The sequence below is a fragment of the Aminobacter sp. P4_H6_2 genome, from assembly GCF_056400805.1.
In genome coordinates this window covers 1-5,343 of sequence record NZ_JBFUKO010000368.1, presented here as the reverse complement: position 1 = coordinate 5,343, position 5,343 = coordinate 1, and the positions used below count along the sequence as shown (strand labels likewise).

The following is a 5,343-nucleotide window of genomic DNA, read 5'->3' as shown; positions in this document are numbered from 1 at the left end:
GCTCAAGACCGCTCATCCGATCAATGTGATTGAGATTGCGGCGCGAGTGCAAAATGAAAATCCAGGCGAAAACGTTGCCCTCGAAGACATCCAAAGCGCCGTATTGGATMGTGCTCAGGCGACTGGAAAGCCGATTATTTTCGAGACGATGAACATTACCTACGCAGCTTGATGGGCTCGCCTCTCCACTCCACGCCGCTTAGAACTGAATTTGCGTTTCCAGACGCGCCGCTTTTTTGCAGCCATACATTTGATCTTCAGCCAATCGGCGGTGCGACCCGATTGATAGGGCTTTTAGCGCTGCTTAGCTTGCGCCACGTGGTTTGCGTGGGGCAGGGTTAAAGGCAAGGTGAAGATTGCCGAAGACAAAGCAGACGCGGCACTCGGCAAGATTGCTGACCACAAGCTCCATGTTGCTGAGACCTACGTCAGCAAGCAGGGGCACCGCGAAGCGACCGACCAAGTGATGGAGGCCATTGGCGCGGTTAAGACCGCCGTCGAAGACACCAACCTTCGTATCGATCGCATGTGGGAGAGCCATGGCAAGCCGGCGCCACTGGCGAGGCAGTAGGATTGCCTGCTTTGCCACTCGGTCGGCATGTGCTAATTAGCGCCTGCTAACTGAACGTTGGGCAGATTGCTTACCCCGTCACCGTCCTATGAGTGGCGGGGTTTTTTTGTATTCTTGGCCCGATTTGGTTGTGTTGCCAGCGCCCATATATTGAGGTGATGAACAAGATGGACAGACTTTCGCGCGCCCACTTGTGAAGCCGGTTGGGGCGGGGCGAGTTGAAGAACTCGTCGAACACGGCTTGCCACGTGCCGCGTTCGTCTCCTGCTATGTCACAAGCCATAAGTGCCATGGCGATCTCCTTAAAAAGACTGCCGTGGCCCTTGCGGCTTCGCTATCGCCAGAGGCGATTGATGCGCATCGACATGGCGCGGTCCTTTTTGCCTATCTGGGAACGGAACGCTCTGGCCCAGCCGCCGCCGAAGCCTGATGCCATCACAGGTCGGCCTCGACCGTAACCATTGTTGGCCAAGGCCTAGGAAGAAGCAACGGTGTCTCGGAAAATGAGTTTGCTCCAGCAGTTGCCTACGATATCAAGAACATGTGCGACCGGACAATCGACAGCATGGTTGCATATCTCGCTCGATGTCTTGGGTGAAGCGTGCGCCAGAGCATCTGCCAAGTGCTGAATACTATCAAGACAGCCCTCTTTGACGAAAGGTGGTCTAGAGGAGGTGTTTCGCCATGCGCGCAATGTTGTCGTCGCTACGCTCGTATAGCCGCTGGCATTAATGCCCTGGAGCATACCGCTTCCATCCATGTGGTGGGCACGATAGATCTGAGCATCGCGGGCTATTTCGTCGCGGCCTTGGGTGTCGTGCTATTCGGTCTCAATTTGCTGGATGGCCTCTACAAGCTATCCAAAGCCAAGCGCGGGATGCTTCTCCAACTCGTCGTCATTGCCATGCACTTGCTCATTACGGTTCGCGTTGCCCAATTAATCGTGGCGCTAAGAACGCCAGCATAGGGCTTGGAGCTACCCATTTTTCCCGCTTGCGCCGCAATCCTGCAATATGATCGCCCCGCTGCCGCAAGGTGGCGGGGCTTTTCCGCGTTCAGGCTCAGACAAATGCCTGCTCGGACGGTTCTTCCAAGCAGGCATTTGCATCACGCGCGGCATTTGGGTGTGCCTGGGGGGCGGGGGGATACCGACGCAATGCTCTCTTGTAGGATGTAAGGCGTCGCGCCGGCACTCTACCCCGCCAACCCACGGCAATCTTGCGCTCCCGTTCCACCGTATGCAATTAGCTCAATGGATTGACCATGCCCACTAACCCTGTCGGTCCATCCTAGCTTGGCGGAGATGTACCCAGTTCCGCGTCCGTTAAGCCTGACCAATCAAGAGCCCCGCGCCGAAAGGTAGTGGGGCTTTTTCTGTTTTGTGGAACCTGATTTGAACGAAAGACGTTTTGATGAGCGGAGCTGCATGGGCGTGGTGTTATCCTTTCAGAACGCCCATCAAGGAGATCCATCTGGTGGGTCTTCGAAAGTCCGCGGAGCGCGTCCCCGCCCTCCTACGCGCTTCAGAATGGGCCTGTCGGCGAGGGGGCCGGCAGGTTTTTTCAGCAAAATAGCAGGCCACGAATGGCCTCTAGGCGAGAGCAGCTATGGTTCGCCKGCCGGTTGCCCCCCTGTGCCGCGGCTGTGAGCGCATCGATCATTTCGTCGGAAAACACGTGACCGGGGCATAGATCCATGGCCAGTTGATATGCCCTATAGCGAAGCGTAGCTGGATCATGTTCTTCCGCCGCAAGTTGGCGGAGTGCGCTCTTTAAGACGTCAAAGTCAAAGGCGGACACCGGGACAGCCGGAACTGCGCATTGCTTCCTGTCGAATGTTTGATCGCTCATCAGATCCTCCAAGTCGAACGAAAGGTTGCGCTCTAGAAAGGCGGGCGCCGATGACGGCGGCAGCCTCAATTCAATATGTGCAGCCTTTTTCCTATTCAAGATCGGCACCAAGGCCGCACCTGAACGGCACTTCCGCGAAGGTTCGCAGGCGCCTTTTCTGCAGTCGGGGCATCAGGATTTCAGTTGTGGCCGCCTGAGTTATCGTGTCTCGCCCGCCGTCATCACCCTACTAGTGCCGGTTTTTTTATTCTTGGCCCGATTTGGTTGCATTGCCAGCGTCGAAATATTGAGGTGATGAACAAGAGGGACAGACTTTCACGCGCCTACTTGTGAAGCCAGTTGGGGCGGGCGAGTTGAAGAACTCGTCGAACACGGCTTGCCAGGTGCCGCGTTCGTCTCCTGCTTAGTCACAAACCATAACTGCCATGGCGATCGCTCCTTTTGGAAGAAGGCTGCCGTAGGCCGTTCGGTTTCGCCGATCTGGCGATTGACGCACAAAGGCAGGCCGCCGTGACCGTTTTCCCTTTCAGCGACTCATGTTAGCCTGACAGAGTTGAACTCTCCACTCTCCCATCCCTAGCCCCGCTGCCGAAAGGTGGCGGGGCTGTCATGCGTTTGGCGCCCGACTACGCGTCGCGCAATTCGATGACCGGGTAGAGGCCCCACTGCCGCCTCAACGTTCAAGCAACTCTTCAACGTCCTTCAGTGTCATTCGTCTTAACGCAAGATTGGCGACCATTTACTTCATGGCACTCTCTCCCTGAACCGCTGCCTGCGTAAACCAATGTGATAGTTATAAGGACTGCTAGCCATGCAAGAGCTATCTTGGTCATGTAAGCCTCCTTTGTAACATTGACTGTGTTGCGCGGGTTGGGGGGGGGCAGGCGCTACTCTACGATTTTCCAATATGAGTCCTTGCGGCTCACCTTCCCGTCGCGAAACGTGTAGAAGTCGCAACCTTGGACCTCCTTTCTCACCCCTTCGGGGGTGGTCCCAGTGAGGGTCCATTTTGAGATGCCAGTATTGGCATTTACATCCACAAAATGCTCATCGTTGCCGTAGTGGACATCGGGCAAACCTGCAAAGCGTCCTGCCAGCGCTTCTCGTACGTTCCGCTTGCCTTCAAAACGAGCCCCCCACGGCTTGTCTCCTCTCGGCATTTCCAAAACACAATCGTCAGAAAAGAACGCCATGATGCGATCCAGGTCGTGTGCGTTGAAGGCGTCACAAAGCTCCGTCAGTGTCGTTCGAATGTTCATCGCTTCGCCTCCTCTGAAATGGGGCCTGTCGGCTGACGGGCTGGCTGGCCTTTAAGTTCCTTGGCTGGCACTATCGCTAGGCGCGCGCCGGTGCGCCGGCAGGTCTCCAGGCGCCGCAGGAACGGCCTGTCCAACCTCAGTTGGCAGGCCGTTCCTGCGATCAAGGCACTAGCACCTCCGTCACGGTCGCATGCCATACCGCGCCGCCGCCGCTTCCGGAAAACCACAAGCCATCTCAGGGCCGTAGCGACGCAACCTTTTTCGCTCGCGAGCAGAAGTGCCAGTCGCGCCGGGGTCCCACATCGACGTGGACGATCCCCGTGCTGCAGTAGGTGCCGACACCGCCTATTCCATCTAGACTGCGAGCGTAGCTGGCAATCTGGCCCGGGTTGACGCCCGGAATTCTGATATCGGCAGCTTTGCATTTCGCGTGCATGGAGCGACCCGACCTCGGACGATAGCCTGAGGTCACGACAGGCCGTTTTCCAAATCTTCGGTGCAAGATTGCCAGCACAGCGCTGAGCTGGGCTGGAAAGCAGTTGATTCTGACATTGTCGGTCTGCTTGGTGTAGGCGACTTCAAGTTTGCTCTCCAAATCGGGAGTGAGATCCTGAAGGCCTCTTGGGTGATGAGCCTCCGGAGCCTGGCTTGCGTATAGCGAGGCGACGGACAGACCGCAGATCATGACGCCAGTAGCAAGTGTTGTAGCTGTGGACATAGGCATTGGGGAACTCCAGGTCGAGTTGCCATTCCAAAGTGCCAGAAAGTCAGGAAGCACCCTCATTAGTTGCATCGAATTGGGCTCAATTGTGGCAACGAGGGGTTGGAAGTGCTTGCATCTTTCCTGCGATGGTCGCCCCGAATTCGGCAGGTGATCGCGCTTGCCGTTAGGGCAGAAAAATCCACTCCGCGCCGGGCCGGCGCTTTGATCCTCGTCCACCCAGAGGTCACTTTGCGAACACTGGAGTGAGCATCCAAGGGTCGGCTCGCCCAAGCGCCATACGTCAGCCTGATATGAATTGACTCCGCAAGGCATTTGTTCCTATTTTGTTCCTATGACTATGCTGTCCGAATACCCCTCCGATAAGGTCATCGTCTCATGCGAGAAGTGCGGGATGTGGAAGCAATACGACAGAGACGCCATGGTCCGAACTGGGGGAGACCGCACGCTGGCGTACTTGCTCGATGAGATTGTCGCGCGCGCCGGATGCACCAAAAACCAGAACCTTAGCGTCTACGACCGGTGCGGCGCGAAATACGAGGACCTGCTTCGGCTGATGGGGGGCGGAAACGCTTATGCAAAGGCGAAGGGTGGGTGAGGCCCGGCGAAGCTGCAGCGGTTCTTTCGGGAGTATGGGCGGGGTAGGATGATCGGCTGCGTGAGCTCGGGGTTGATTCTTATGAAATCGGGATCCCACCATTTGCAGGCCGACTCCTGGCCAGTTGAGTCGCTGCGCATCGTCGCGACCAATGCCCGTCGATGAGACGGATGTCGACGAATGGCACCGCTACGACTTCGATCAACAGATGATGACGGAAACCCGTCCCAAGAAGCACCGCGCGACGGTCCTTGAATACCTTGAGATAGATGGGTTCACGATCCCCATTGAAGAAGGCCTCGATGCGGAGGCCAATAAGGCGATAACGTCGGAAGGTTCGTTTT

General features: G+C 56.8%; 4 protein-coding genes and 1 pseudogene. 3 read left to right on the top strand and 2 right to left on the bottom strand.

Annotation, left to right across the window (positions count from 1 at the left end):
- Positions 1-349: 349 nt before the first annotated feature.
- Both AC1DUU_RS21860 and AC1DUU_RS21855 read left to right on the top strand, forming a co-directional pair.
- A complete protein-coding gene (locus tag AC1DUU_RS21860; RefSeq protein ID WP_476785487.1) occupies positions 350-571 on the top strand; it encodes a hypothetical protein in 222 nt (73 codons plus the stop codon).
- A gap of 601 nt (positions 572-1,172) precedes the next feature.
- Positions 1,173-1,538 (top strand): hypothetical protein, encoded by a 366-nt coding sequence (locus AC1DUU_RS21855; RefSeq protein ID WP_476785486.1) that lies wholly within the window; start codon positions 1,173-1,175, stop codon positions 1,536-1,538.
- 1,770 nt (positions 1,539-3,308) lie between these two features.
- On the opposite strand, the gene AC1DUU_RS21850 is transcribed toward AC1DUU_RS21855, so the two are convergent.
- Together AC1DUU_RS21850 and AC1DUU_RS21845 are read right to left on the bottom strand one after the other, a co-directional pair.
- Positions 3,309-3,680 carry a nuclear transport factor 2 family protein gene (locus tag AC1DUU_RS21850; RefSeq protein ID WP_476785485.1) on the bottom strand — a complete coding sequence of 124 codons (372 nt, stop codon included), beginning with the start codon at positions 3,678-3,680 and terminating at the stop codon, positions 3,309-3,311.
- A gap of 235 nt (positions 3,681-3,915) precedes the next feature.
- Complete coding sequence (locus AC1DUU_RS21845; RefSeq protein ID WP_476785488.1) at positions 3,916-4,365, bottom strand: YcbK family protein; 450 nt, start codon at positions 4,363-4,365, stop codon at positions 3,916-3,918.
- 785 nt (positions 4,366-5,150) lie between these two features.
- Between AC1DUU_RS21845 and AC1DUU_RS21840 the strand changes: the two are divergent.
- Positions 5,151-5,343 (top strand): annotated as a pseudogene (locus tag AC1DUU_RS21840) (hypothetical protein); the annotation flags it as partial.

What these genes read in the sequence shown, in the direction of transcription:
- AC1DUU_RS21850 (WP_476785485.1), bottom strand. Translation starts at nt 3,680, where the DNA reads ATGAACATTCGAACGACACTGACGGAGCTTTGTGACGCCTTCAACGCA.
- AC1DUU_RS21845 (WP_476785488.1), bottom strand. Translation starts at nt 4,365, where the DNA reads ATGATCTGCGGTCTGTCCGTCGCCTCGCTATACGCAAGCCAGGCTCCG.